General features: G+C 64.1%; 21 protein-coding genes and 1 tRNA gene. 16 read left to right on the top strand and 6 right to left on the bottom strand.

The features are described from left to right. Positions 1-83: 83 nt before the first annotated feature. The 12 genes from uvrB to pnp all read left to right on the top strand — a co-directional run bounded on the left by uvrB (position 84) and on the right by pnp (position 12173). Positions 84-2114, top strand: coding sequence for an excinuclease ABC subunit UvrB (gene uvrB / locus THPRO_RS03645; protein WP_038086743.1), 2031 nt, complete (start codon positions 84-86; stop codon positions 2112-2114). A 57-nt stretch (positions 2115-2171) separates the two neighbouring features. Continuing rightward, positions 2172-2248 (top strand) — tRNA-Val (locus THPRO_RS03640). 105 nt (positions 2249-2353) lie between these two features. Further along, a complete protein-coding gene (gene thrS / locus THPRO_RS03635; RefSeq protein WP_065089220.1) occupies positions 2354-4264 on the top strand; it encodes a threonine--tRNA ligase in 1911 nt (636 codons plus the stop codon). Positions 4265-4270: 6 nt separating this feature from the next. Next, positions 4271-4807: a translation initiation factor IF-3 gene (gene infC, locus THPRO_RS03630; RefSeq protein WP_201786925.1), complete on the top strand. Its 537-nt coding sequence runs from the start codon at positions 4271-4273 to the stop codon at positions 4805-4807. A gap of 39 nt (positions 4808-4846) precedes the next feature. After that, positions 4847-5044, top strand: coding sequence for a 50S ribosomal protein L35 (gene rpmI / locus THPRO_RS03625; protein WP_038086741.1), 198 nt, complete (start codon positions 4847-4849; stop codon positions 5042-5044). 22 nt (positions 5045-5066) lie between these two features. Further along, entirely contained in the window at positions 5067-5429 is a 363-nt protein-coding gene (gene rplT, locus THPRO_RS03620; RefSeq protein WP_038086739.1) for a 50S ribosomal protein L20, read from the top strand. Positions 5430-5539: 110 nt separating this feature from the next. Then, positions 5540-6556 carry a phenylalanine--tRNA ligase subunit alpha gene (gene pheS, locus THPRO_RS03615; RefSeq protein WP_038086737.1) on the top strand — a complete coding sequence of 339 codons (1017 nt, stop codon included), beginning with the start codon at positions 5540-5542 and terminating at the stop codon, positions 6554-6556. 77 nt (positions 6557-6633) lie between these two features. Further along, on the top strand, positions 6634-9015 hold the full coding sequence (pheT, locus tag THPRO_RS03610; protein ID WP_065089219.1) for a phenylalanine--tRNA ligase subunit beta: 2382 nt from the start codon (positions 6634-6636) through the stop codon (positions 9013-9015). 4 nt (positions 9016-9019) lie between these two features. Beyond that, positions 9020-9316 (top strand): integration host factor subunit alpha, encoded by a 297-nt coding sequence (gene ihfA, locus THPRO_RS03605; RefSeq protein WP_038086728.1) that lies wholly within the window; start codon positions 9020-9022, stop codon positions 9314-9316. Then, positions 9300-9665 carry a MerR family transcriptional regulator gene (locus THPRO_RS03600; protein ID WP_038086725.1) on the top strand — a complete coding sequence of 122 codons (366 nt, stop codon included), beginning with the start codon at positions 9300-9302 and terminating at the stop codon, positions 9663-9665. Before ihfA ends, THPRO_RS03600 begins: the two co-directional genes overlap by 17 nt. Positions 9666-9783: 118 nt before the next feature. Continuing rightward, positions 9784-10053: a 30S ribosomal protein S15 gene (gene rpsO / locus THPRO_RS03595; RefSeq protein WP_038086722.1), complete on the top strand. Its 270-nt coding sequence runs from the start codon at positions 9784-9786 to the stop codon at positions 10051-10053. A 32-nt stretch (positions 10054-10085) separates the two neighbouring features. Beyond that, the gene (pnp, locus tag THPRO_RS03590) at positions 10086-12173 is read left to right on the top strand and encodes a polyribonucleotide nucleotidyltransferase (protein WP_038086719.1); all 2088 of its coding nucleotides are present in this window, start codon (positions 10086-10088) and stop codon (positions 12171-12173) included. 84 nt (positions 12174-12257) lie between these two features. Here pnp and THPRO_RS03585 read toward each other — a convergent pair whose 3' ends face one another. From THPRO_RS03585 to THPRO_RS03560, 6 genes are all read right to left on the bottom strand, one after another. Continuing rightward, positions 12258-13271 carry a hydrolase gene (locus tag THPRO_RS03585; protein WP_038086717.1) on the bottom strand — a complete coding sequence of 338 codons (1014 nt, stop codon included), beginning with the start codon at positions 13269-13271 and terminating at the stop codon, positions 12258-12260. Beyond that, complete coding sequence (locus THPRO_RS03580) at positions 13261-13572, bottom strand: hypothetical protein (RefSeq protein WP_038086715.1); 312 nt, start codon at positions 13570-13572, stop codon at positions 13261-13263. Before THPRO_RS03580 ends, THPRO_RS03585 begins: the two co-directional genes overlap by 11 nt. A 97-nt stretch (positions 13573-13669) precedes the next feature. Beyond that, positions 13670-14251, bottom strand: a complete 582-nt coding sequence (locus tag THPRO_RS03575; protein ID WP_052064026.1) for a cupredoxin domain-containing protein — start codon at positions 14249-14251, stop codon at positions 13670-13672. A gap of 139 nt (positions 14252-14390) precedes the next feature. Further along, a complete protein-coding gene (locus tag THPRO_RS03570) occupies positions 14391-15242 on the bottom strand; it encodes a class II fructose-bisphosphate aldolase (RefSeq protein WP_038086712.1) in 852 nt (283 codons plus the stop codon). Further along, the gene (locus tag THPRO_RS03565) at positions 15239-16576 is read right to left on the bottom strand and encodes a four-carbon acid sugar kinase family protein (RefSeq protein WP_038086709.1); all 1338 of its coding nucleotides are present in this window, start codon (positions 16574-16576) and stop codon (positions 15239-15241) included. The genes THPRO_RS03570 and THPRO_RS03565 overlap by 4 nt, the downstream gene beginning before the upstream one ends. A gap of 58 nt (positions 16577-16634) precedes the next feature. Next, positions 16635-18854 (bottom strand): phosphoketolase family protein, encoded by a 2220-nt coding sequence (locus THPRO_RS03560; protein ID WP_038087017.1) that lies wholly within the window; start codon positions 18852-18854, stop codon positions 16635-16637. Positions 18855-19027: 173 nt separating this feature from the next. On the opposite strand from THPRO_RS03560, the gene THPRO_RS03555 reads away from it, so the two are divergent. The 4 genes from THPRO_RS03555 to THPRO_RS03540 are packed head-to-tail and all read left to right on the top strand — an operon-like array spanning position 19028 to position 25614. Then, positions 19028-19786 (top strand): IclR family transcriptional regulator, encoded by a 759-nt coding sequence (locus THPRO_RS03555; protein ID WP_038086707.1) that lies wholly within the window; start codon positions 19028-19030, stop codon positions 19784-19786. 33 nt (positions 19787-19819) lie between these two features. After that, complete coding sequence (locus tag THPRO_RS03550) at positions 19820-21337, top strand: Wadjet anti-phage system protein JetA family protein (RefSeq protein ID WP_201786924.1); 1518 nt, start codon at positions 19820-19822, stop codon at positions 21335-21337. Further along, a complete protein-coding gene (locus tag THPRO_RS03545) occupies positions 21327-21992 on the top strand; it encodes a DUF4194 domain-containing protein (protein WP_038086703.1) in 666 nt (221 codons plus the stop codon). Before THPRO_RS03550 ends, THPRO_RS03545 begins: the two co-directional genes overlap by 11 nt. Beyond that, positions 21982-25614, top strand: a complete 3633-nt coding sequence (locus THPRO_RS03540) for an ATP-binding protein (protein ID WP_065089218.1) — start codon at positions 21982-21984, stop codon at positions 25612-25614. Before THPRO_RS03545 ends, THPRO_RS03540 begins: the two co-directional genes overlap by 11 nt. Positions 25615-25698 lie beyond the last annotated feature (84 nt).

The following is a 25698-nucleotide window of genomic DNA, read 5'->3' as shown; positions in this document are numbered from 1 at the left end:
GAGGGTTCCACGGTTGATTTGGGGTAGACTGGACTGCACATGATACTCAAACAGCCCAGCTGGGATAAGGTCTCCGGGACGCGATGAGCGAGTTGTTCAAACTGGAAACGGATTACGACCCCGCAGGCGATCAGCCGACCGCCATCGAGGCGCTGGTCGAGGGCATCGGGGCCGGGCTGGCACACCAAACGCTGCTCGGTGTGACCGGCTCCGGCAAGACCTTCACGATCGCCAACGTGATACAGCAGGTGCAGCGGCCTACCGTGGTGCTGGCGCCGAACAAGACCCTGGCGGCCCAGTTGTATGGCGAGATGAAGGACTTCTTCCCGCACAACGCGGTGGAGTATTTCGTCTCGTATTACGACTATTATCAGCCGGAGGCCTACGTGCCGGCCAGCGACACCTTCATCGAGAAGGACGCGGCGGTCAACGATCACATCGAGCAGATGCGCCTGTCGGCGACCAAGGCGTTGCTGGAGCGGCCGGATGCGATCATCGTGGCCACCGTATCGGCCATCTACGGCCTGGGCGATCCCAGCGCCTATCATCGCATGGTGCTGCACCTGAATCGCGGCGAGCGCATCGACCAGCGGCGGCTGTTGCATCGCCTCGCGGAGCTTCAGTACACGCGAAACGACGTCGAACTGCGTCGCGGTACCTATCGCGTGCGCGGCGAGGTTATCGATATACGCCCGGCCGAATCGGAGATCGAGGCCGTGCGCGTGGAGCTGTTCGACGACGAGATCGAGCAGCTTTCCTATTTCGATCCGCTGACCGGCGAAATCCTGCGTCGTGTGCCGCGCCTGACGATCTATCCGAAAACCCACTACGTGACGCCGCGCGAAACCCTGCTCGAGGCGGTGGACCACATCAAGGAGGAGCTCAAGCTGCGCCTGGCGGAATTGCGCGAACAGGATCGGCTGGTCGAGGCGCAGCGACTCGAACAGCGGGTGCAATTCGACGTCGAAATGATCATGGAGCTGGGTTATTGCTCCGGGATCGAAAACTATTCGCGCTATCTGTCCGGGCGCGGTGCCGGTCAGCCGCCGCCGTGCCTGCTGGACTATCTGCCGCGCGATGCGCTGATGGTCATCGACGAGAGCCACGTGACCGTGCCTCAGCTCGGGGCCATGTACAAGGGCGATCGTTCGCGCAAGGAAACCCTGGTGCAATACGGCTTCAGGCTGCCCTCGGCGCTGGACAACCGACCGTTGCGTTTCGAGGAATTCGAACAACTCTCGCCGCAGACCATTTTCGTTTCGGCCACGCCAGGTCTGTACGAGCTGGATCGTTCCGGCGCAGTGGTCGAACAGGTGGTCAGGCCGACCGGATTGGTCGATCCTTTGGTCGAGATCAGGCCGGTGGCGGGGCAGGTGGACGATGTCATGTCCGAGATCGTGCAGCGGGCCGCACGCAACGAGCGGGTACTGGTCACCACGCTGACCAAGCGCATGGCGGAAGATCTGACCGAATACCTGATGGAGCACGATATCCGCGTGCGGTATCTGCATTCGGATATCGATACCGTCGAGCGCTCCGAGATCATCCGCGATCTGCGCCTCGGTGCCTTCGATGCCCTCGTGGGGATCAATCTGTTGCGTGAAGGCCTGGACATGCCCGAGGTTTCGCTGGTGGCGATTCTGGATGCCGACAAGGAGGGCTTCCTGCGCTCGGAGCGCTCGCTGATCCAGACCATTGGGCGGGCGGCGCGCAACCTGAGCGGCATGGCGATCCTGTATGCCGACGTCGTGACCGGCTCGATGCGGCGTGCGATCGACGAAACCGAGCGGCGCCGTCACAAGCAGACCGCTCATAACGAACGGCATGGCATCGTGCCGCGGGGCGTGAGCAAGCGCGTGACGGATGTGATGGAGGGTGCGCATGGCGGCGGGCGCCGCGAAAGTCGTCGCCGCGAGCGTGCCGGCGTGACGGATGCGCCGGCGTTTTACGAAGACCTTTCGCCGGCGGCGGCGCTCAAGCGGATCGAGGTCCTGGAGAAGGAAATGTATGCGCATGCGCGCAATCTTGAATTCGAAGAGGCCGCCCGGGTTCGCGACCGCATTCATCAGTTGCGCGAACAGGTGTTGGGTACCGCGCACGCCGACCCAGGTTAGGATGCGAGGCGGGCTTGCGGAAAGCCGGTACGGGGGGTAAGATGCGCCCTCTTTTGCAGGCGCGTAGCTCAGTTGGTTAGAGCACCACCTTGACATGGTGGGGGTCGTTGGTTCGAGTCCAATCGCGCCTACCAATGCTTCGAAAAAGGCTGTTGTGTCGCCGGGGTCCTTGCCCGCGATACCGCAGCCTTTTGTTTGTGGCCGGTGGCCCCTCGTATAGGCCACTTCTGGAGAATGCCATGCCTGTGATTACCCTGCCGGACGGCAGCGAGCGTCGTTTCGATCACCCCGTTTCCGTGGCCGAGGTCGCCGCAGACATCGGCGCCGGCCTGGCGAAGGCAGCGCTGGCCGGCCGCGTCGACGGATGCCTTGTCGATCTGTCCCGCGTCATTGATGCCGATGCCCAGGTGGCCATCGTGACCGCGAGGGATGAGGACGGCCTGGAGATCATACGTCATTCGACGGCGCACCTGCTGGGGCAGGCGGTCAAGGTGCTGTTTCCCGAGGCTCAGGTCACGATCGGCCCGGTGGTTGACAACGGCTTTTACTACGATTTCGCATATTCGCGCCCGTTCACGCCAGAGGATGTCGAGGCGATCGAGGCCAAGATGCACGAGCTGGCCTCGCAGGATCTGCCGGTCAGTCGCAGCGAGATGCCGCGCGACAAGGCGATCGCCTTTTTTCGCGACATGGGCGAGGAATACAAGGCGCGGATCATCGAGGACATCCCCGCCGACGAGGTGCTGTCGCTCTACAGCCAGGGTGAATTCATCGATCTGTGCCGTGGACCGCATGTGCCGAGCACCGGCAAACTGGGTGCGTTCAAGCTGACCAAGCTGGCAGGCGCCTACTGGCGCGGTGACGCCAGCAACGAAATGCTGCAGCGCATCTATGGCACGGCCTGGCCCGACAAGAAGGCATTGAAGGCGTATCTGCATCAGCTGGAAGAGGCCGAAAAACGCGATCACCGGCGGATCGGCAAGCAGCTCGACCTGTTTCACGTCCAGGAAGAGGCGCCTGGCATGGTGTTCTGGCATGCCAAGGGCTGGAGTATCTGGAACACGGTCGAACAGTACATGCGCCGCGTATACGTCGACTGTGGCTACCAGGAGGTGCGTAGCCCCCAGGTCGTCGACGTATCGCTGTGGAAGCGCTCCGGGCACTGGGAGAACTACAAGGAACACATGTTCTTTACGGAGTCGGAAAAGCGCGAGTACGCGCTCAAGCCGATGAACTGCCCGGGGCATGTGCAGATATTCAATCATGCCTTGCGCAGTTACCGCGACCTGCCGCTGCGCTACGGAGAGTTCGGCGCCTGCCATCGCAACGAAACCTCGGGAGCCCTGCACGGCATCATGCGCGTGCGCGGGTTCACCCAGGACGACGGCCACATTTTTTGCACCGAGGCGCAGATCGAGGAGGAAGTGGCCGCTTTTCACGAGCAGGCGATGCGCGTGTATGCCGATTTCGGCTTCAACGACGTCTCGGTGAAGATCGCCCTGCGGCCCGACGTCCGCCTCGGTACCGACGAGGATTGGGACAAGGCCGAGAACACGCTGCGCGACGCGTTGCGCCGCTGCGGTGTCGAGTGGGAGGAGCTTCCGGGCGAGGGGGCCTTCTACAGCCCCAAGGTGGAATACCATCTGAAGGACGCCATCGGGCGGGAGTGGCAGGTCGGCACGATCCAGGCCGATTATCATATGCCGGTCAAGTTGGGCGCGGAATACATCGACGAACATTCCCAGCGCAAGGTGCCGGTGATGCTCCACCGGGCCATCCTGGGTTCCCTGGAGCGCTTCATCGGGATACTGATAGAGCATCATGAAGGGCGCTTCCCGCTGTGGCTCGCGCCGACGCAGGTCGTGGTGATGAACATCACCGACCGACAGGCCGCGTTCGCGCGCGAAGTGGCGAAAACCCTCTGCGCACGGGGGCTCCGGGCCGCCGACGACTTGAGAAATGAAAAGATTGGCTTTAAGATTCGCGAGCACACGCTTAGGCGTGTCCCCTTCCTATTGGTTGTTGGGGACCGCGAAGCAGATGAACGTACCGTTTCCGTGCGCACGCGGGAAGGCGAAGATCTCGGAGCGATGACCCTTGATGCCTTCTTTCAGCGACTTGCCGAAGAGCCTGCGCCGAACGGGTATTGAGTGTAATTGGAGGAGCGACGTATCAGCGCGCAGAAGAACGTAAGGCTGAATGGCGAAATCGCCGTTCGTCAGGTCCGCTTGATTGATGCCGAGGGTGAGAATCGCGGGGTGGTTTCGATAGAGGAGGCCCTGCGGTTGGCGGAAGAGGCCGATCTGGATCTGGTCGAGATCGTACCCAATGCCGACCCGCCCGTCTGTCGGGTGATGGACTACGGCAAGTTCAAGTTCGAGCAGAGCAAGAAGGCGGCTCAGGCGCGCAAAAAACAGAAGCAGGTCCAGGTCAAGGAAGTCAAGTTCAGACCTGGTACCGAGGAAGGCGACTATCGGGTCAAGCTACGCAACCTGATGCGCTTCCTCGAGGAAGGAGACAAGGCCAAGATCACCATAAGGTTTCGTGGTCGCGAGATGGCCCACCAGGAGCGCGGCATGCAATTGTTGAGCCGTGTGGAGGGCGATCTCGGTGAGTTGGCCAGCGTGGAACAGCGGCCGAAGATGGAAGGGCGACAGATGGTGATGGTGCTCGCCCCCAAGAAAACGTCGTAGGCCGGTGGCCTGCGCAAGCAGACGCGGAGTAGAGAGGCAATGCCCAAACTGAAGACCAACCGTGGTGCGGCCAAGCGCTTCAAGCGCACGGCTTCCGGCCGTTTCAAGTGCGGCCAGTCGCACCTGAACCACATCCTGACCAAGAAGAGCACCAAGCGGAAGCGCCATCTGCGTTCGATCAGCCTCGTCGCCGAGTGCGATACGCCGGCGATCAAGCGCATGCTTCCGTACAGCTGATCGGCGCGAGAGGATATAGAAAATGCCCCGAGTAAAACGTGGTGTCACCGCGCATGCGAGACACAAGAAGGTTCTGAAGAAGGCCAAGGGTTATTATGGCGCGCGCAAGAACGTATATCGCGTCGCCACCCAGGCCGTTACCCGTGCCGGCCAGTATGCCTATCGCGACCGCCGTCAGCGCAAGCGTCAGTTCCGCGCCCTGTGGATCGTTCGCATCAACGCCGCTGCGCGTCAGTTCGACCTGTCCTACAGTCGCATGATGGATGGTCTCAACAAGGCCGGCGTCGAGCTGGACCGCAAGGTGCTGGCGGACCTCGCCGTGCACGATCTGGTTGCGTTCGGACGTATTGCCGAGCAGGCCAAGGCCGCCCTCGTCGCCGGTTGAGCGACGCGGTTCACGACCCTGCTGCCCGGGCGGGCGTCGTGTTTCGGACGTAAAGGGGAAAGGCCTGCCTTTCCCCTTTTTTATTGGTATCAAAACGAAGGAAGCGTAGCGTGGAGCTGGATGCGTTGAAGCGTGAGGCCTTGTCCCGGGTGGGGGAGGCGACGGATCTGGGCGCACTAGATGCGCTGCGGGTCGAATATCTCGGCAAGAAAGGCGTGCTGACGGAGCAGCTCAAGCGCCTCGGCAGCCTGCCCGCCGAACAGCGCCCTCAGGCCGGGCAGGCGATCAACGCCATCAAGCAGGAAGTGGCCGAAGCCATCGCCGACCGCCGTGCCGCGCTTGAAAACGAAGCGCTGAGCGCGCGTCTCGAGGGCGAGCGCGTCGATGTGACCTTGCCCGGCCGTGGCCAGGAAACCGGCGGCCTGCACCCGCTGACGCAGACCATAGAACGCATCAAGTCGCTGCTGTCCCAGGCCGGTTTCACGACCGAGGAAGGCCCCGAAATCGAAGATGATTTCCATAATTTCGAGGCCCTCAACATCCCGAACAATCACCCGGCGCGTGCGATGCACGACACCTTCTATTTCCCCGACGGGCGCCTGCTGCGCACGCAGACATCGCCGGTGCAGATCCGCGTGATGGAAACCCAGGAGCCGCCGCTGCGCTTCATAGCCCCCGGCAGGGTGTACCGCTGCGACTCCGATCTGACCCACAGCCCTATGTTTCATCAAGTGGAAGGACTGGCCGTCGACGAGGGCATCACGTTCGCCGATCTCAAGGGCGTACTGGGTGATTTCCTGCGTGCATTCTTCGAACAGGACGATCTGCGAACCCGTTTCAGGCCTTCCTATTTCCCGTTCACCGAACCATCCGCCGAGGTGGACATCGAGTGCGTGCACTGCCGGGGCGAGGGCTGTCGCGTCTGCGGGCATACCGGTTGGATCGAGGTGCTGGGCTGTGGAATGGTGCACCCGCAGGTGTTCGCCCAGGTCGGCATCGACAGCGAACGCTTCACGGGCTATGCCTTCGGCATGGGTGTCGAACGCCTTGCGCTGCTGCGCTACGGCGTCACCGATCTCAGACTGTTCTTCGACAACGACTTGAGATTCCTGCGTCAGTTCGGTTGATCGGGAGCAGGAGCCGCCGTTGCTGTGGCACTTCGAGATTCAATGACTCAGTGTTTTAACCTATCGGGACGGACAGGATGCGTTTGAGCGAGCATTGGCTTAAGGAATGGTTGCCGGAACTGACGCTGGAGGCGGAGGCGATCGGCAGGCGTTTGACCATGGCCGGCCTGGAGCTCGATGGTGTCGAGCCGGCGGCGCCCGCGTTCAGCGGCATTGTGGTGGCGCGCGTGAGTGCGGTGGCGCCGCACCCGGAAGCCGACCGTCTGCGTATCTGCCAGGTGGATGCCGGCGACGATCAGGCGATCCAGGTGGTCTGCGGCGCGCCGAATGTGCGCGTCGGCATGTTCGCGCCGTTCGCGCGCGTAGGCGCCGTTCTGCCAGGCGGCATGCGCATCAAGGCTGCCAAGCTGCGTGGCGTGGCTTCGCAGGGGATGCTGTGCTCCGCTGCCGAGCTGGGGCTGGCGGAAGCCAGCGACGGCTTGATGGAACTGCCGGATGGCGTCCTGCCCGGACAGGACGTGCGCGTGGCATTGGATCTGGACGACCCCGTGCTCGAAATCGACCTGACGCCGAACCGCGCCGATTGCCTCAGCGTACTCGGCGTCGCGCGCGAACTTTCGGCGCTGGAGTCGACGCCACTGAGACCGATGGATTTCGTCGAAGTGAAGGCCGCCTGCGATGCGGCTGTGCGCGTGCAGCTGGAGGCGCCGGAGGCCTGCCCCCGTTACGTCGGACGCGTGATCCGCGGCGTTGATGCCTCCGTGCAGGCGCCCCTATGGCTGCGCGAGCGTCTGCGGCGCAGCGGCGTGCGCAGTATCAGCGCGGTGGTCGATGTCACCAACTACGTGATGCTGGAACTGGGGCAGCCGATGCACGCCTTCGATCTGGCGCGTCTGAATGGGGGCTTGCGCGTACGTATGGCGCGCCCTGGCGAACACCTGGCTCTGCTTAACGAGCAGAATGTCGAATTGCGTGACGATATGCTGGTGATCGCCGATCAGCGTGGAGCCTTGGCTGTGGCCGGGGTCATGGGCGGTGCCGCCAGCGCGGTCGGTGACGCCACCCGAGACATTTTTCTCGAAAGCGCCTATTTTGCGCCTGATGCCGTAACGGGCAGGGCGCGTGCGCTGGGTCTGCACACCGAGTCGTCGCACCGTTTCGAACGCGGCGTCGATCCATCGTTGCAACGTACGGCCATGGAGCGCGCTACCGCGTTGATTCTCGAAATCGCCGGTGGTACGCCCGGGCCGCTGACGGAAGCCTGTTCAGAACGCAACCTGCCCGTGCGCGATCCGATCGATCTGAGGCGCGCGCGCATCGGGCGTGTGCTCGGCGTGCATTACGAGGATGCGCAGGTAGCCGGTATGCTGACGGCGCTGGGTTGTGTGCTCAATCAGACGGCAGATGGGTGGTGCGTGGTCCCGCCTTCGCACCGTTTCGATCTGGCGCTTGAAATCGACCTCATCGAGGAACTCGCGCGCGTGCACGGTTACGACCGCATACCGGAGCGGCACATGCCCGTCAGGCCCGGGATCGTAGCCGAACCAGAGGCATTTGTTGACGTTCCGGAGTTTCGTCAAGCCTTGTGTGGTCGCGGTTACCGCGAAGCCATTACCTACAGTTTCATCGAGGCCTCGATGGCCGGTGCCTTTGCGCCGGGCGAGCAGCCGATCGCATTGAGCAATCCCCTGTCCGCGGAGTTGGCCGTCATGCGGCCCAGTCTCTGGCCTGGACTCGTCAAGGCATTGGCGCATAATGCCAAACGTCAGCAAGCACGTGGTCGGTTATTTGAGACGGGTTTGAGATTTACGTCACAATCTGTTGATAAAGAACAGGAGGCAATGATTGCCGGGGCGATATATGGTGCCGTGGAACCGCTCCAGTGGGGTGCCGCCTCGCGAGAATGCGACTTTTACGACATCAAGGGCGACGCCGAGGCGCTTCTGGCACTGGGCGGCTGTTTGGATGAGACGACTTTCGTGGCGGATGGTCATCCCGCGCTGCACCCAGGCCAATCGGCCAGAATCGAACGCGCGGGCGAGACGATAGGATGGGTGGGTATGCTGAGTCCGGATCTCGAAAAAGCGCTGGGACTTGAGCGACCAGTCGGACTCTTCGAGCTCCGGCTGGCACCTTTGAGCGAAGGGCGCGTCGCACGCTTTGCGCCGCTCTCCCGATTCCCTGCTACCCGCCGCGATCTTGCGGTCGTGGTCGACGAAAGCGTGCCCGCGGGCGCGCTGACGCGTGCGATCAGGTCTTTGGCGATCGAAGAACTGCAGGAACTGCAGCTGTTCGACGTTTATGCCGGCGAGGGCGTGCCAATGGGTCGAAAAAGCATCGCTTTCGGCTTGATTTTACAGGGATTAACGAGCAGTCTTACGGATCAGGCAATCGAAGCTATAATCAGCCGGGTTCTCAAGGCGCTTGAGGACGGGTTTGGGGCGACACCGAGGGGGTAAATCCATGGCTTTAACCAAGGCGGACATGGCTGAACGCCTGTTCGAGGAGCTCGGATTGAACAAGCGCGAGGCCAAGGATTTCGTGGAGATGTTCTTCCGCGAACTCAGCCAGGCATTGGAAAGAGGCGAGGAGGTCAAGCTTTCGGGTTTTGGGAACTTCTCTCTACGCGACAAGCGCCAAAGGCCCGGACGCAACCCCAAGACGGGTGAGGAAATACCGATTACGGCCCGCCGCGTTGTCACCTTCCGTCCGGGACAGAAACTCAAGGCAAGGGTCGAGGCCTATGCTGGAGGCGAGTAACAACAGCGAACTGCCGCCGATCCCGACCAAACGCTATTTCACGATCGGGGAAGTCAGCGAGCTGTGCGACGTGAAGCCCCACGTGCTGCGGTACTGGGAGCAGGAATTCCCCGCGCTCAAGCCCGTCAAGCGGCGCGGCAATCGCCGTTATTACCAGCGCCAGGACGTGATCCTCATTCGTCAGATCCGCAGCCTGCTGTACGAGCAGGGCTATACGATCGGCGGCGCGCGGCTCAAGCTCGAAAGTGCCGAGTCCAAGGCCGACAGCACGCAGAGCCAGCAGATCGTGCGCCAGCTCAGAGCCGAGCTGGAGGCCTTGCTGCAGGAGCTCAAGCATCTCGACGGCTAGGTGCCTGCCGGTGCCCGCGTGATTCTATGTGATTCTGTATCGGAGCCGTGCTAGAATGCGCGCCCTCTACGCGCAACCGTTTTTAATGACCGTTTTTCTTGGTGGGAGTTGTTATTAGATGTCGCTGACCACGGAAGATAAGGCCAACATCGTTGGCAAGTTTCAGCGGGCCGATTCCGATACCGGATCGCCCGAGGTGCAGGTGGCGCTGCTGTCTGCCCGGATCAGTTATCTGACCGAGCATTTCAACACGCACAAGCACGATCACCATTCGCGCCGCGGGCTTCTGAAGCTGGTCAATCAGCGTCGCAAGCTGCTCGACTACCTGCGCGGGAAGGATCAGCAGCGCTACCAGTCGCTGATCAGCGAACTCGGCCTGCGCCGATAAACCCGCCCGATACCACGCTTTAGGAATGGAACGTGCCAGCCATTAAAAAGTCCTTCCAGTACGGTGATCGCACCGTCGTAATCGAAACGGGCGAGATCGCCCGCCAGGCTGACGCAGCCGTCATCATCAACATGGACGATACCGTCGTCCTGGTCACCGCGGTCGCACAGAAGCAGGCGATCCCGGGTCGCGACTTCTTCCCTCTGACCGTCAATTACCAGGAGCGCACCTACGCTGCTGGCCGCATTCCGGGTGGCTTCTTCAAGCGCGAAGGGCGTCCGAGCGAGAAGGAAACCCTGACCTCGCGACTGATCGACCGTCCGCTGCGCCCCCTGTTTCCGAAGGGCTTCTTCAATGAGGTGCAGGTCGTGGCCACGGTGATGTCGGTGAATCCCGAGGTTGACCCCGACGTGCCCGCGATGCTGGGGGCTTCCGCAGCCGTGACGCTGTCGGGCATTCCGTTCAAGGGCCCCATCGGTTGCGCGCGCGTCGGTTACAAGGACGGCGCCTACCTGCTGAATCCCAGCAATTCCGCGCTCAAGGACTCGGCGCTGGATCTGGTTGTCGCGGGTACCGAACAGGCCGTGCTGATGGTCGAGTCCGAGGCGCACGAGCTGTCCGAGGAAGTCATGCTCGGCGCGGTGATGTATGGCCATGAGCAGATGCAAGCGGCCATCACGGCGATTCGGGAGCTGGCGGCCGAAGCCGGCAAGCCCGCTTGGGACTGGCAGGTTCCCGAAGCCGATCAGGGCTTGCTGGAGCAGGTCCGCGGTCGTTGCGAGGCGGATCTTGCCGCCGCCTATCAGATCGCCGAGAAACTGGCGCGTCAGACGCGTGTGGCGGAACTGCGCGAACGGGTGGTCGGCGAGCTGGCCGTCGCCGAGGGCGAAGGCCCGAGCGCGGACGATGTCGCCAATGCCTTTTCCAAGATCGAGAAAATGTACGTGCGCGGCCGCATTCTGGCCGGCGAGCGCCGCATCGACGGGCGCGATACCAGCACGGTGCGTCCGATCACCATCCGCACCGGCGTGATGCCGCGCACCCATGGCTCCGCGCTTTTCACACGCGGTGAGACGCAGGCCATCGTGACCTGCACCCTGGGCACGGAGCGCGATGCACAGATCATCGATGCGATCGAGGGCGAGCGCCGTGAGCGTTTCCTGCTGCACTATAATTTCCCGCCCTACTGCGTCGGCGAGACCGGTATGGTCGGGTCGCCCAAGCGCCGTGAAATCGGTCACGGGCGTCTTGCAAAGCGCGGCATTCAGGCCGTGATGCCTGACGAGAAATCGTTTCCCTACGTGGTCCGCGTGGTTTCGGAGATCACCGAATCCAACGGTTCCAGCTCGATGGCCTCGGTGTGCGGCACCAGCCTTTCGCTGATGGACGCTGGCGTACCGCTGAAAGCGCCCGTGGCCGGCATCGCCATGGGGCTGATCAAGGAAGGCGAGCGCTTCGCCGTGCTCAGCGACATCCTCGGCGACGAAGATCACCTGGGCGACATGGACTTCAAGGTGGCCGGCACCGAAGCGGGCGTCACCGCCCTGCAGATGGACATCAAGATCGACGGGATCACCCGCGAGATCATGGAGCGCGCGTTGGCGCAGGCACGCGACGGCCGCATCCATATCCTCGGCAAGATGGCCGAAGTGATCGATGCGCCGCGTACGGAGATGTCGGCCTATGCGCCGCGATACATCACCATGCGCATCAACCCGGAGAAGATCCGCGACGTCATCGGCAAGGGTGGTAGCGTCATCCGTTCGATCACCGAGGAAACCGGCGCCACCATCGATATCGACGACGACGGCAGCATTCGTATCGCCTCCGTCGACAAGGCTGCGGGCGAGGAAGCCCGACGCCGTATCGAGGAAATCACCGCCGACGTCGAGGTAGGACATATCTACGAAGGTCGGGTTGCCAAGATCATGGACTTCGGCGCCTTCGTCACCATTCTTCCCGGTCGCGATGGCCTGGTGCATATCTCGCAGATATCCAACGAGCGCGTGGAAAGCGTTGCCGACAAGCTCTCCGAGGGCGACGTGGTGCGCGTGAAGGTGCTCGAGGTCGACAAGCAGGGCCGCATTCGCCTGAGCATGAAGGCCATCGAAGCGGCCTGATCCTCGCTCCAACCGGATTCGACCGTTTAGAAACAGGGGGCCATGGCTCCCTGTTTTTTTATGGCCGGTATTCCGCGCGCTGCTTCACGCCTCTGATTGCGGCGGAGCGCTGGTATCGCCCCGTCGGACTTCCGAAACGCAGTGGGCTTCTAGCCAGGCGGCCAGGCGGGATTCCAGCCAGGGCCTGCTCAAACCCGGCATCGGTCCGCTGACGAAGCCCACATGCCCGCCGGTGTCGGTCAGCTCCAGCCGTACGGCCGCCGAGAGTTCGTCGGCGCCGGGTATGCCGTGGGGCAACAGGAACGGGTCGTCGCGCGCTTGCACGATCAGCGTCGGCGTCTCTATGCGATGCAGCCAGGGCCGTGAGCTGGACCGACGATAATAGTCCTCGACACCGGCAAAGCCATGCAGTGGTGCGGTGATCCGGTCGTCGAATTCGCGCAGTGTGCGCAATCGCGCCAGGGTGTCGCGCGCGACCGGCGGCGGGATGCCGCGCAGCTTGTGCTTGCGAATCTGGGCGCGGCGCAGAGGGCGTAGCAGATAGGACTGGTAGATGCGTGACGCGCCACGTTCCAGACGTGCTGCTGCGGCCTGAAGGTCGAAGGGTACCGAGACGGCCGCTGCTGCTGTGAGCGGGGAATCCGAGGCGCTTTCGCCGAGCCATTTGAGCAGCACGTTGCCGCCTAGCGAGAAGCCGATGGCGCCCAACGGGCGCGTCGGCTGGCGCATTCGCAGATGCCGGATCACGCGGGCGAGATCCTGAGTCTCGCCTGCGTGATAGGCACGCGGCAACCGGTTGGGTTCGCCACTGCAACCTCTGAAATGCAGGATTGCCGATTGCATGCCGTGAGCCGCCAGCACGGGCGTCAGACGACGGATGTAGCCGGATTCGCTGGAGCCTTCCAGCCCGTGCAGGACGAGTACCAGCGGACCGGGCAGAGGTGGCGTCCAGTCCAGGTCGAGGAAGTCGCCATCGGGTAATTCGAGCCGTTCGCGTCGCAGCGCGAGCCGGCGGCGCGGCGAAAACAGATAGGGCCAGAGGGTCTGCAGGTGGGGGCCTGGCAACCACCAGGCCGGCCTGAAGGGCCTACCCGGCATCGCCCGCGGTTGCATTGCGCGTGAACAGAGGCAGCTCGTGCCGGCGCGCATTGGCGGCGAGGAAGCTGCCGCGCCCGTCGCGGTCGCGATCGAGCGATGCGAGGCACTGCGAAGGCTCGCCGAGCAGGGTGGCGAAATAGACCTCCAGCTCCTCGGGCGCCACTCGGGGCCATCCGTACGCGGTATCGGCGCTGGCAATCCAGAACAGCCGCGGCGCCCAGTTGTGTGTGGTGATTGCCGGATGTGCCGACCAGTCGCGCAGTTTGCATGCGAGAGGTGAATCGTCGAAGCGGTCGGACATGGGTATCACTGGCGTCATGGATAGATGCGGCGCGCGGATCGAGCCGTGCGCCGGTCATCATACCCTGGCGGCGTAGGCGCTGCGAGCGAACGCCGTTTCAGCGCACCTCGATCTTCCCCCACATGCCGAAGGAGGCGTGTACCGGGAAAAGACACACGTAGTAATACGCCCCAGGCTTGTCCGCGGCCCAGCCGACCTTGGCGTAACTGTAATGGCCGGGATCGGCAAGAATGGGTAGATTGCCGGTGTCGACAAGCGGGTGCGTGACGCGATGATCGGCGGGGACGACCGCGTACGGCGGGGCGGCCGTGGTGATGGCGAAACTGTGCGGCGCCACCTGGCTCGTGTTGACCACGTAGAACGTGATGTCGGCGCCGGACTTGAAGACCAGGGTCGGGTTCTTGATGTTGTCCACCTCGAAGGTGGGGTAGGGGAAACCGGGCAGCACTTGCTCGACCACGACGACAGGATGCGCGCCTTCATATACCACGCGATCGCCGTCATGCGGGCTACCGGTATCGGTCTTCATCAAACTCTGGATCTGCGGCCATGTCAGCGACGGCGTGGCGTCGGTCGTGGCCGCCATCGATAGGGGGGCGATCAGGATCGCCAGCAGCGACAAGGCGTATGCGTGAAACGGGCGCGCGGCCGCGCGAGGTCGAGGGAGACGAATCGACATGTGTCACCTTTTTTGAGTTGTCTTAATGTGGTGAATGCACCGCCAGGGTGCGGTTGCCGGCCCACTCTAGCCGATTACAAAAAATATTTCATGGATTAATTGATGTGATCGCCATGCCGGGAATCGGCTTGGCGGGCGCTTAATGTGTATCGCCGGCATAGAGCAATATCTGCGTTGTGACCAGCTCTTGCCAACTCGCGCGGCATGCCCGCAGGAATGCCTGGTAGTCGTTATGGGTGGCGTCGGCGCAGGCGCGGACCTCGTCCATACCCGCTTGCAGCAGCCCCGAGAAGAAGTTGATCTTGCGGATGCCGCGCGACACCGCGCCCCGGATGGCGATGTCGCCCACGCCGGTGGCGCCATGCATGACCAGGGGGATGGAGACGGCGTTCGCCGCGGCTTCGATGGTGTCGAGGCTGATGTGCGGGGATTCGCGATAAAGGCCGTGCGCGGTGCCGACCGCGATCGCCAGGGCGTCGACCCCGGTCTGTTCGACGAAGCGGCGTGCTTCGGCGGCATCGGTATAGGGCAGGGCGGCCGGTGCGTCGTGCCCGGTGTCGGCCACGCCTTCCTCGCCGGCGACCGCGCCCAGTTCGCCCTCAACACCTGCTCCGTAGCGACGGGCGAGTTCAACCACGCGAGCCGTGATTTCGACGTTTTCGTCGAAGGGCAGGTGCGAGCCATCGATCATGATACTGGTGAAGCCGAGATCGAGTGCCTCGCGGATCATGTCGAACTGTTCGGGGGTGGCGTGATCGAGGTGCAGGGCGGCGGGGACAGCAGCCGCTTCGATGGCCCTCAGGTATGCCGACGCGCGCAGGCCGGCGCGCATGTCATCGAAGTGCCGGCTGGCGATGCCCACGATGACCCCTCGGCTCAGATTCTCCGCCGCGTCTAGCACCGATAGCGCCATGTCGATGTTGAGGGTGTTGAAACAGCCGGCGGCACCTGGCTTCGCCGCGTGCAGCACGTCCGCAAGATCCCGTTTCATGGGGGGCTTCCGCCATTGATCGAAGCCAGACGCCGGTAGGCGGTGGCGAGAGCCTGCGCGTCGCCGACGTTGCCGGGAAAAATGACGACCGGCAGGTCGGGAAATCGCGGGTGATCGTGCGGGCAGCGGACGACGGAGCAGCCGGGCAGGATCTGCCCGAGAACGCGCGAGGCGCGCAGCGCGAGGCCGCTGCTGAGTACGTCGTTGGAGGTGATGCCCCCCTTGCCGATAAGAAAGCCCAGCGTGGCGGGGAGGCCGCGTACGATGTCCATCAGGAAGGCGGAAACCTGTTCGCCAAAGGCCAGGCGGGTGGCCTGATCCGGGAAGGTGCGTTCGACACGGCTGGTGAAGATCACGGGCGCCGATCCTGCCGCGTGCAGCCGGCCGCAGTGTTCCAGCAGTTCGTCCAACAGGGCGTCGCGTTCGCCGACGATGCGGTCGACGTCGACTTCCAATCCGGCGACGCGAGGCATGCGCAGCAGTTCGTTGAGCTGTTGCGTGGTCTTGTTGACGTGGGAGCCCACGACGACCGCGCCCGCGCGGCCGCCGCGCACGTAGGCGGCCATGCGTTCGGCCGGAACGGGTTGCGGTGGCAGCGCCGCCAGTGCGGTGAGCAGACTGGCGGCGCTGCGAAACAAGAAGCGTTTGCCCTGGGTCGCGGCCGCTCTCAACTGGGCGGCGAAACGGTCCAGATCTTCCTGCGATTCGGCGTCGACCACGCAGCACATGTTGCCGTGCAGGCCGAGCAGGCGTTCGCTTACATCGCCGCGCACGTCGTCGAGGGTGAAATGTTCGACCTCGGCAGCGCGGATGCGCCCGCGGGTTTTTTCCTCGACGTAGTCGGGTAGGTGGCTGTGGCGGTAGGCGAACACCGAGTCGCGCGCGAATTCGGTTTCGTGCACGGGGACCGGCCGCCCGTCGGCGATCAGGTAGTGGGTGCCTTCGCGCGTGAACCGGCCGCCTTCGAAAAAGGCCGGGATCATGAAATGAGCGTCGAAGGGACCGAGAACCTCGGCGATCACGTCGGTCTCGACCGGATAGTGTCCGCGCAGGGTCGAGTCCGAACGGCTGACCAGCAGTGGGTTGAGCGGATGGCCGTCCTTGGCAAGCGCGTCGAGTGCCTGTCCGAGGTTCACGCATACCTGGCGGGTAACGGCTTCGGCGCGCACGGCGTCCATGCCGCGGGTATTGGTCAATACGAAGCACAAGGGCGAGTCGTCGCGCAACGCCCCGCGCAGGGTGTCGACGTCCCAGCGGGTCAACAGCAGGCAACCGTGCACGGTTTGCGAGCCGGTCGGGTCGTCGTCGAGAACGATGATCTTGGTGGTGCTCATCTCGGGCTCCTCAGGCCGCGCAGCTCGCCGCGACCGATGCGGCGGGCTGCGCGACGGACTACGACAGCGCGCGGACGCGCTCGATCATGCGGCTGGCGGTGATACCGTTGAAGTCCATGATCTCGGCCGGGGAGGCGGTCGTCTCGCCGCGCTTCCAGCACAGGGTGTCGCGACGTGCCGCGCGCGTGCGCAGCAGTACCGGCTCCAGCGGCGCGCTCGGCCCGCCGCTGACGGCGAGCAGCACGTCGCCGTCGAACAGCGAATCGAACCGGACATCGTCCATGAATCGGCCGTCCCCCTGCGACACGGTATCCCATGCGACATCGCCCGGGCGGTACAGGCGGCGCGGGTTGATCACGGCGACGATGCGCACGCGATAACCTTCGGCTTCCAGCGCCTGCTTGGCCTCGAACACCGGCAGGAACACCATGTCGCCGGTGACCGCGAAGACCACCGTGCCCTTGTCGCCGCCTGCGGATTCATACAGCACGGCGGCGCCTTCCTCGACGGCGGTGCGGGCTTCCTCCAGGCTCAGGTACACCGGTAGCGGACTCTTGGAGGCGATGATCACCATGCCCTTGTTGCAGCTGTCGGTGGCATAGGCGTAGGCGGCCTGAATCGCATTGGCATCGCAGGGGAACAGCGGATACACGTTGCCGTTGCGCATCATGGCCGCGAAGTAGTTCTCGATCTCCGGCCGCTGGTGGGTCCAGCCATTGCGTCCCTGTTCCAGTGCGCCGGCGGTGAACATGGTGACGATCGAGGGCGTCTTGCGGCGCAGCTCGGCCATCGCCTGGGTGACGGTCTGGACGATCGGCCAGCCGTTGATCGCGAAGGATTCGTAGGATAGCCACAGCGCGCGTGAACCGAACAGGGCAAGTCCCGCCGCCAGGCCGGCGCAAGCATCCTCGTTCAGGGGTTCGTAGACCTGTCCGTTCGGCATCTGGTTGTAGAGCGGGTCCTGCGTCGGGTGACGGATCTTCAGCGCGTCGTTGATGTTCTTCATCGCCGAGGCCTCGTTGCCGTCGGCATTGGTGACCACGAAGCGCGGATCGGCCTGGCCGAGCTGTGCGACCAGTGCGCCCATTGCCGTCGAGGGCACGGCCTTTTCGCCCTTGGCAAAGTCCTGCATGGCGAATGCCGGCAACGGCGCGAGCGCGAGCTCGGTTTCGGTCACGGCCGTCTTGGCTGCAGGTCCGCCGCCTGCGCGGCCGAGGTTTTCACGTACGATGTGCCAGGCCTGCGCCGGCAACGCCCGGCGTTTGAGGCCGTCTACGATGTGCGCCGCATCCAGGGTATCGGCCGGATAGAGGTTGTGCGATTTGGCGCCGACTGCGTGTACGCCGGTTCCCTTGAGCTGCTTGAGCACGAAGGCGGTGAGTTTGCCGCCCAGCGCGGATTTCGCGGCGCGGTCCATCTCCGCCAGCACGCGCGCGGCGAAGGCCATGCGCGCGTCATGGCCGAAGCGGCTGCTGTCCACGAAGGCGCCGTCCTGCGCGCTGTCGTCGAAGTCCTTGGCGTCGACCAGAACCACTTCGTCGAAGCCGTGTCCCTCCCAGTAGGCGGTCATGGCGCCGTTGTCGAGCAGCGACACCATGGAGTGGTGTTCCTGCGAATAGCCGTTCCAGACCAGTACGGGCAGGAAATTGGTCACCTCGGGGTAGGCCGTGTGGAAATGCATCATGGCGTTGAGCACGTAGGGTTCGCCCATGCCGCCGTCGCCGATGGTCACCGGAAACAGTTTGTCGCGATGCAGCAGCGCCCCGGCCATGGCGAAATGCTGGCCCTGGCCGAGCGGGCCTGCGGGCGCAAGCAGGCCGGGGATGGCGCCGGAAAGATGTCCCAGCAAGCCATGCTTCTCACGGAAGCGCGCCATCATGTCGTTGAGGGTGCGGATACCCATCGCCTCCAGCGAGCCGTCGAGGAACATCGAGGCATAGAAGCCGGGCGCATGGTGGCCGACCTCGGTGACGATGTTGGTGTGGCCGAGCATCATCAGTGCGGCATGGGCCTCTGCACTGGAGGCGAAGCCGCCCGGATGGCCCGAGCCCTTGGAGCCGCAAACCTGCAGGGTCACATAACGCAAGGCATCCGCGGCGAGCAGGGTCTGGTACACGGCGCGCGGGTCGGCCGGATCGGCAATGGCCGACTGTCCCTCCTGGATGATCGCGTGGTCCGCGTAGCGTTCGAAATCCGCCCACGGTTCGCCCAGGTGACGGATACCCTCGCAGTAGGCGGGCAGATGGCTGTGGTCGATCTCGATGGGATTGCTGCTCATGATGCCTCCTTTGCCGCCAGGGATTTTCATCTGGCGGTAAAAATTTCATAATACGAAAAAATATGCCGGGCAAAACACGCGTCACCCTGTATGCAGGCCTCGCCGTCGCCGATAGGGTCACGATAGGGCGACATCGATTATTCCGCAATACACAATCGTTTTCATAATGTGAAATGAACAAAGCAGGCAACCCCATTCAGGTCATCGAGCGTTCGGCCGCGCTGCTCGACGCCATCGCGGCCCAGGCGGAGCCGACCAGTCTCAAGGTTCTGTCCGCCGAGACCGGCCTCCATCCTTCGACGGCGTTCCGCATACTCGCGTCGCTGATCGATACGGGCTTCGTCGAACGCGATGCCGCCGGGGGCTATGTGCTTGGCCGCAAACTGCTGCAGCTCGCGGGCCGGGTGCGCCGTGGCATCGATATCCGCGAGGAGGCGCGCGCGCACATGGAATGGCTGCGCGATCAGATCGGCGAGACCGTCAACCTAACCGTGCGCGAAGGCGACGAGGTGATCTACATCGAGCGCGTCGCGCCCAAGCGCATGATGCGTGTCGAGCAGGTGATCGGCAGCCGCGCGCCTTTGCACGTGACCGCCGTCGGCAAACTCATGCTGGGTGAGCTGGGCGATGCGTTTTTACGCGCATATGCCCGCCGTACCGGCCTGCCTGCGTATACGCCGAAGACCATTACCTCCGTCGAACGCCTGCTGACGGTGGTGCATCAGGCCCGTGCGCAGGGCACGGCACTGGACGACGAGGAGGCGGAAGAGGGCGTCGGCTGCATCGGCACGCTGGTGCACGACAGCACCGGCGCCGTGGTGGCCGGGCTGTCGATTTCCGCGCCCATGGAGCGCCGTCGGGATGCCTGGGTAGCGCTGGTGCGCGAAGCCGGCCGCCGTATTGCGGCGCGTTTGGGGTATTTCGGGGACTGACGCGCCGAACCGGCGCCCAGGCGGGCCATGTCCATGTCGTGTATTCCTGCCCGGGTCGATTACAATCGCCGCCACTTCGAGCATTCGCGACCCGGGACCGGCCTCCACGTGCTTTTCGACGATACCAGAAGGCATTTCTTCCGCCCGCTCAACGGCAAATACCGGGGGCAGGTGGCCGACTGCCTGATCCTGCTCTACACGCGCCTGTATGGCGCCTACGCGGATTACAGCCGGCATTTCATGCGCGAGCAAGTGGTGGAAGTCCTGGAGGAAGCCATCGCGCGCAGTCCGGTTTTCGATGAGGACGAGGCCGACGAATACACGCCCGGCGCCCGTAGCCCGCGCGAGCAGGCCAACTGGATACTGGCGCTGCTGCTGGAGCATGGCTGGCTGGAACGTCAGATGGACGAGGTCACGCTGCAGGCCAGCTACGCATTTACGCGCCATGGCCGCTTGTTCACGCAGCCCATGATCGATGCCGCCGGCGGGCGTTTTCGTACGCGACACCGCAACACGCGCAATACGCGCAACGCCCTGCAGTCCTTTCTCGACAAGGGCGAGGCCTACGACCTGTTGGATGCATACGAATATTCCGAGCGTATCGTCGCGGATTTCTCCGACGTGATCGCCGAATTGGACGAGCGCAGGCGCGAGCTGGTCAGGGAGGTCGAGTCGCAGCAGATCGTGCAGCGCGCCTCCGACGAGTTCTTCGATTTCATGGAAAAACGCTTCATGCCCGATGTCGCGATCCGACTCTCGGCCGATTCGGTCGAGAAATACCGCGACGAGATCGCCGGGCTGATCGAGCGCATCAAGCGCAAGCGCCGCGAATTCAAGGAACAGGCGGAACACGAACTGCGGCGGGCGGCGCCGGAGCTGATCGAGGCGCCCGGCCGCTCGGTGCTATATGCCATTCTCGACGGCATCGATGCGCGCATGCACAACGCCTCGACCACCATGCTGCCGGCCCTGCGCCAGGCGCTCAATGGGTTTACCCGCCGGGCCGACATCATCATGCGTCAGCTCAGCTACGCCGGCGGCGGCGTGCAAAACCGGCTGCTGCGCCTGACCGAGCGTTTCAGACAGGCCACGCCGGAGCAGCAGTCGCAGGCGCTGGCCGTGGCCGGCGAGGCGTTGGCCACGCTTGCGGTCGGATTCGTCGTCGGCGATGCCGTGCGCCTGCATGCGGCGCGTCGCCCGCGCGTCGTCAACGCCCGTGTGGAGGCGGTGCCGATGCACGACGCGACGACGCGGCGCGAGCTGTTCCTGCAGTCCGCGCTCGATCAGGCCTTTGCCTTCAACAGCCGTGCGCAGCGGGAATACGTGCTGGCCGCGCTGCGCGACGGTCACCGCGTGCACAGCCAGAACCTGCCCGTGCGCGATGCCAGGGACTTGCTGATGAGCGCCCATGCCATTGAAATCGGCGCCTTGTCGACCAGCGAATTCGCGGTCAGGGTTACGCCCACCCGGCAGCGCGTGACGACCGACTACTTCGAAGCGACCGACGAATTCACGCTCGAACTGACCACTCCCCAGGACCATGCTGACTGACTATCTGACCGAAGGACTCGAAAAGGCCGGCGTCACGCTGGACGAATACCGTGAGCTGTGCCTGCGGCTGCTCAACTATGGCGTCCTCTGTCGCGACGAAAGCCAGATCGAACAGCAGCTGTACGATCGCTACCTGCGTGTGGCCGAATGGGTGGACGATTATCTTTCGGTGGTCGGCGTGCGGGTGTTTCACGACCGCCGCTTCGCCTACCTGCGGCTCTATCCCCCCGGCAGCCGGATGCCAGGCGTGGAGGAGGCATCGGAGGAGGCGTTCGCAGGCGGTCTGCGCGCGCGTCTGCGCCAGGACGAGGTTGCCCTGTTGCTGGTGCTGCGGCAGCAGTACGACAAGGCCCTGCGCGAAGGGCAGCTCGACGATGGCGGCTACGTGACCGAGTCGATCGAATCCCTCGGCATCGCCCTGCGCAACCAACTGGGGCGCATGCTGCCGGAGAGGCTTACCGATCGCAAACGGGTGTTCGAGCGGCTGCGCCGGCTGCGCCTGATCCAGTATCGTCAGGAAGACGACCTCGATACCGGCGAAGCGGGTCTGCGCATTCATCCGATGATCACCGCCTTCGTCACCGACGAGGCCCTGATCGCCCTGGAAGACGCGTTGCCGGCCGAAGCGCCGCCGGAGGAAGACGATGTTTCTTAAGCGTTTCGTCTTCATCAATTGGGGTAACATCCCGAGCATCGACTTCGAGTTCGGCCCGCTCAATCTGTTCTCCGGCGGCAACGGCTCGGGCAAGACCACGGCGGCCGACGCGATCCAGACGGTGATGACCGCCGCCCACGAAAGCCTGTTCCAGTACAACCCCGGCCAGGACGAAACCACCCAGCGCGGGCGTGGGGGCAAGCGCGTGCGCACGCTCGCCTCCTATGTGCTCGGTTGCGACGACGGCAGTTATGCGCGCCTGGACCCCACCGATGGCTACGTTGCCGCCGTGTTCCAACCGAACGAGGGCGAACCGGCCGAGCCGTTCACCGCTGTCATCGGCGTGCGCGCCTGGCTGGATATCGCCGGCGGCAACACGGTGGCACGCCAGGACGACGCGCAGTACTTCATTGTCCCCGGTGCCGAACTCGCGCTCGGCGATTTCGTGCGCGAGGAGGAATCCGGCCGTTACGTGGTGGCGCTCAGCGAACTCCAGACCGAGCTGATCCGGATGTTGGGCAAGCGGCGCGTCGAACGATACGACGCCAAGAAAGCCTATTTGCGCCGCCTTTACGGTGCCCTGCGCGGCAAGCCCGATTCCGTTACCGAAACGGAAGCGGTGGCCGCCGCGCGCGCCTTTTCGCGCTTCATGGCCTACAAGCCGGTCAAAAGCATCGACCGTTTCGTGGCCGAGGAAATCCTCGAACCCAAGGATCTCGGAGAAGCGATCCGCTCGGTCTCCAGCCAGCTCAAGACCATCCACGGCATGGAGCGCGACGCGTCGAGGCTGCTGGCCTCGATCGACACGCTCGCCCGTGCCAACGCTCACGCACAGGCCTATATCGACCACTGGATCGACCTCAACCTGCTCGATTACACGCTCGCCCAGGCCGAATACGGCCTGCGCCAGCAGGACTACCTGCGTGGCAAGGCGCTGCAGCGAGAACAGCGCGCGGAACAGGCCGAACTCGAGGCGCGTCTCGCGACCGTTCAAACCCAGACGGTCGGCGTACAGCGCCAGCTGATCGAACTGGAAGCCCAGCGCCAGGGTGTCGACGCGCTGCGTCAGAAGGACGAAATCGAGCGCCAGTCGCAGGCACTCGGCGAGGCCTTGGTCGAAGGCGCCCACCGGCTGGTCGAGCAGGATCGGACGGTTGCGGCGAATGTGGAGGCCACGCGCACGATCCTGCGCGCGCTGGACGATCCATCCGTGGCCGAGACGTTGCCCGGGCCGTCCGCTTCGGAGGCACAGGCGCTCGGACGGGCGGTGGTCGAGACCGCAGGCGAGATGCTGGCGGACGTCCATGCGCTGGTGCAGCGCGACATCGCCGGTGGCGGCGCGGGGTTGGAACAGCGCCTGGAGGCGCTGCTGGCGGTGCAGCGGGCACATAATCGCTGGCACGCGCTGTGGCACGCGGCACGCGAATCCGGGAGCGCGCGCGATCGCTTGATGAATCTGGCGCACGCCGCGCGCGCCCGCTATGGCGCGTTGGCGCATCAGCGCGACGAGAAACGGCGCGAGATCGAACGCCTCGGCGCGAATCTGGTGAGTTATCCGCCGGCGGTGGAGCGGGCGCTCAAGGCCATCCGCCAGCAGTGCCCGGAAGCCGATCCGCGCGTGCTCTGCGATCATGTCGAGGTCCGCGACGCGCGTTGGCAGGCGGCGATCGAAGGCTATCTCGGCGGCGCGCGATTCTCCATCCTCGTCGCGCCGGATCACGAGGCGCAGGCTATCCGTATCGTCCGCGCGCTGCCGGGGCGCGACAACCGGGCGCGGGTCATTCAGGGCCACAAGGCCGCCGAGGACGCTGCCCGGATCGCGCTCGACACGCAGTCGATCATCCATGTGCTGGAATTCAGCCATGCGGTGGCCAGGCATTACCTGGTGGCGAGCTACGGCAGCGTCGTGCGCGTCGAATCCGCCGAAGCGCTGCGCGGCACGCGGCGGGGGGTGACGGATGACGGTATGGCTTCCGGCAACTACAGCATGTGGCGCTGCGACATGGGCGACGCCGACCTGGTCTTCGGTGCCGCCGCGCGCGCGCGCGCCCTGACCGCCAAGCACGCCGAACTGGAAGCCATCGAGATTGAATGGCACGCCGCCGGCGACCAGATCCAGCAGGCGGCGGCATTGCTGCAGGCCGTCGACCGCGTGGCCGTTTCGGCCTACGGCGACGTGTTGCGCGATGTGCTGGCCACGCGCCGTGCGCTCGACGAAAACGAATCACGCCTGGCCCGGCTCGATCTTTCCGAACACCAGGACCTGGAACAGCGGCTGCAGGCGCTACAGGCGGAGTATGCGGAACTGAGTACCGAAAAGGACCGGCTCAACGAACACAAGGGCAAGCTCGGCAAGGAGCTGGAGGACACCGAGCGACAACTCAAGGCGCTGGACGGTCTGCAGAACCGAAACCGGGAGACGGTGGCGGCGCGCGAGGCCGATCTGGCCGCGATCGCCCCGGTCTGGCCCGATTTCGCCCTAGAAGCCCGGCTGGAAACGGCCGACCGGGAGGCGCGCGAACTCAATATCGAATTCTCGAAACAGTATAGGCAGGAGCTGGAAAGAAACCTGCACACGGCCGAACGCCGGCTCGCCGAGGCCGTTCTGCAACACAACCAGGACTGCCGCCCCTCGGACGCCATCGTCTATGCGCCGTTCAGCGGCGAATACGGCCCGGCGCTGTTCCAGTCCGTGTGCGAAGTTCGGCGCGAACTTGACCGCGTGCACAACCTGTTGCGCAACAACATCCTGGTGGAAAAGCACGCCCAGCTGGCCGAACTCAAGGATGCGTTCAACAACGCCTTCGTTTCGCATCTCTGCCATGCCATTTACCAAGCGCTCAACGAAGGGCGGCGCCAGATCGACCTGCTGAACAAGGAGCTGCAGCACCATCGCTTCGGCGCCGATCGGGAGGTATTCCGCTTCGCCAGCGAGTGGGTGCCCGAATACCGCGACTATTCGCGTTTCTTCGAGGAAGTCGTGCGCACGCCGGGGCTGGGTGACGAAGTGACGCTGTTCGACGCGCAGCTCAGTGAGCGTTCCCGCGGCATACGCGACCGGCTCATGGCCATGCTGCTCGACGAGGACGAGCAGCGCGCGGTGCGCGAACTCGAACGCATTGCCGACTACCGCAATTACCGCCGCTACGAGATCTACAAGGAAGTGGCGGGCAAGGCGCCGATCCCGCTCAGCGAATACGGCACCGGCTCCGGAGGGCAGTTGGAAACCCCGGCCTACATCATCCGTTCGGCTGCGATCACCTCCGCCTTCCGTTTCGCCGAGGGCGCGGTCCATCTGCGCATGGTGCTGGTGGACGAGGCCTTCTCGAAGATGGACGAAGCGCGCTCACGCGAAGTCATCCAGTATCTCGCCGAATCGCTCGGCCTGCAGCTGATCTTCATCATGCCGACCAGCAAGTGCGGACCGTATCTCGATCTGATCAGCAACGAATTCGTGTTCGCCAAGGTGCCTAGCGAGGCACCCCGCGGGCAGTTGTCGACACGGGTGCTGGTCGACCGCAAGCAGTGCAACCGGGCGCGCATCGAAGCGCTCTGGAAACGCCACCGGCATTCCGTCTACCAGCAGGCCGAGCTGGATTTCATGGAGGCCTTCGGATCGTAAGCGCAACGACACGCGATGGCCGACAGGCGGGCGCGGCAACGCCGCCATGTCCGGCATGGTTGGATGACGAACCAGAAATTCGAG

It is taken from the genome of Acidihalobacter prosperus (genome assembly GCF_000754095.2).
GTDB classification, from domain to species: Bacteria; Pseudomonadota; Gammaproteobacteria; order DSM-5130; family Acidihalobacteraceae; genus Acidihalobacter; species Acidihalobacter prosperus.
The sequence above is the reverse complement of the archived record's forward strand: the minus strand, read 5'-3'. Positions and strand labels throughout refer to the sequence as shown.